The sequence below is a fragment of the Amycolatopsis sp. lyj-346 genome (assembly GCF_046548975.1).
In the GTDB taxonomy this organism is placed as follows: Bacteria; Actinomycetota; Actinomycetes; order Mycobacteriales; family Pseudonocardiaceae; genus Amycolatopsis.
The window spans coordinates 1-2,146 of record NZ_JAJPWT010000040.1; the positions used below are offsets into that span (position 1 = coordinate 1).

The window sequence follows — 2,146 nt, forward strand, 5'->3', positions numbered from 1 at the left end:
GTTTCCTTTGGCGGGAAAGCACTCCGTGCTGCCGCCGGGGATGGCCCTGCTCGTTGGCGGGGACGTGCTGCGTCCGGCGATGGCGTGGTTCTTGTCCCAGCGGGTGGGCCGCAGCCTGATGCCCGTACTGGGGCGAGCCCGCGACCCGGAAGGGTTCGCTCAGCTGCGCAAGATGTGCGCTGCCGACTCAGGTATCTCCGATGCCAACGGCAGTATGGCCGTCGGGCGGATCGGAGTGATGGTGGCCGCCAAGGGCGGCCTGGTCCGCGATGTCACCGTCGGCGACTGTGTCGAACTGCTCGATACCCAAGCCGCGGTCCAGCAACTCGCCGGCGCCGGCATGGTCTGTTTCTACCGGCTGCTGCACACGATGGGGATCTTTCCCGACGACGCGCCACCCAGCATCCGGATGTTCCGCTCACCAGGGCAGCTCACCTGCGACGAGCTGGTCGACCGCTACCGGGTCGCCTGCCGCCCTATCCGCGACCTGCTGGTGGACTATCTGCGGGAACGCCAGCCCGCGATGGACTACAGCAGCCTCAACCAGCTCGCGTTCCTGCTCGCCCGGCGGTTCTGGGCCGACCTGGAACGGCACCACCCCGGCATCGACAGCCTGCGCCTGCCGGTCGAGGTCGCCGCCGCTTGGAAACAGCGGCAGCGGTTCAAGACCATCACGGTCACCGAGAACGGTTCCCGCCGCGAGTCGTCCGTCCCGCGCCGCAATGTCGGTGACTGCCTGACCGCGGTCCGCGCGTTCTATCTCGATCTGGCCCAGTGGGCCGCCGAAGACCCCGCCCGCTGGGCGCCCTGGGCGGTGCCATGCCCCATCCGCACCAGCGAGCTTCTCGTGCACAGCAAGGAAAAACGACACCGCAAGTCGCGGATGGACACCCGCACCCGCGAACGCCTTCCCGTCCTTCCCACCCTGGTCCGCCACGCCGAAAACCAGCGCCACAAAGCAATAACACTCCTGCAGGCCGTCGCAGCGGCTCACCCCGGTGACACCGTGACGGTCGCCGACCAGACATTGCAGCGAGCGGTGATGATCCGCTCTCCCAGCGGCAAGATCTTCGCCGACGACCCCGTGACCGGCACCCGCCGCGACCTCAGCCAGGAAGAACACGAAGCCTTCTGGACCTGGGCCGCAGTTGAAGTGTTGCGCCACACCGGCGTCCGGATCGAGGAACTCACCGAGCTCACCCATCACAGCTTCGTCCAATACACGCTGCCCACCAGCGGCGAACTCGTCCCGCTGCTGCAGATCGTCCCGTCCAAGACCGACGCCGAACGGCTGCTGCTGATCAGCCCGGAACTGGCCGACGTGCTCAGCGCCATCATCACCCGCATCCGCCAGCCCAGCGGCGCGGTCACCCTCGTCGCCGCCTACGACAAGCACGAGAAGATCTGGAACCCGCCGATGCCACTGCTGTTCCAATCCCGCTTCGGCACCGAGAACCGGCCCGTCACCGGCGGCACCATCCGCCGCCTCCTCAAGAAAGCCCTCACCGCGACCGGGCTGACCGACCCCGACGGCCAGCCACTGCTGTTCACACCGCATGACTTCCGCCGGATGTTCATCACCGACGCGATCATGCAAGGACTCCCGCCGCACATCGCCCAAGTCATCTGCGGGCACCGCGACATCAACGTCACCATGGGCTACAAAGCGGTCTATCCCCACGAGGCAATCCAGGCCCACCGGGCATTCCTCGACCGCCGACGAGCCACCCGCCCCGGCGAGGAATACCGCACCCCAACCCCAGAAGAATGGGACGCGTTCCTCAGCCAATTCGAAAAACGCAAGGTCTCCCTCGGCACCTGCGGCCGCGCATTCGGCACCCCCTGCATCCACGAACACGCCTGCATCCGCTGCTCCATGCTCTGGCCCGACCCCGCCCAGAAACCCCGACTCACCGAAATCCGCGACAACCTCATCGCCCGCATCACCGAAGCCGAACGCGAAGGCTGGCTCGGCGAAGTCGACGGCCTACGCATCAGCCTCACCGCCGCCGACCACAAACTCACCCAGCTCAACACGACAACCACCCGCCGCAACACCGTCGAGCTCGGCATCCCCACGCTCACCACGGCCCGCTGACCGACACCGACCGCCCGGCACCGCCAATCAAGATCAAGTTCAGAGAAG

General features: G+C 67.0%; 1 protein-coding gene. It reads left to right on the plus strand.

All coding sequences use genetic code 11. The features are described 5' to 3' along the window. A partial coding sequence (locus tag ACLJQE_RS44555) for a tyrosine-type recombinase/integrase (RefSeq protein WP_410645913.1) occupies positions 1-2,098 on the plus strand: 2,098 nt, incomplete at its 5' end. Positions 2,099-2,146 lie beyond the last annotated feature (48 nt).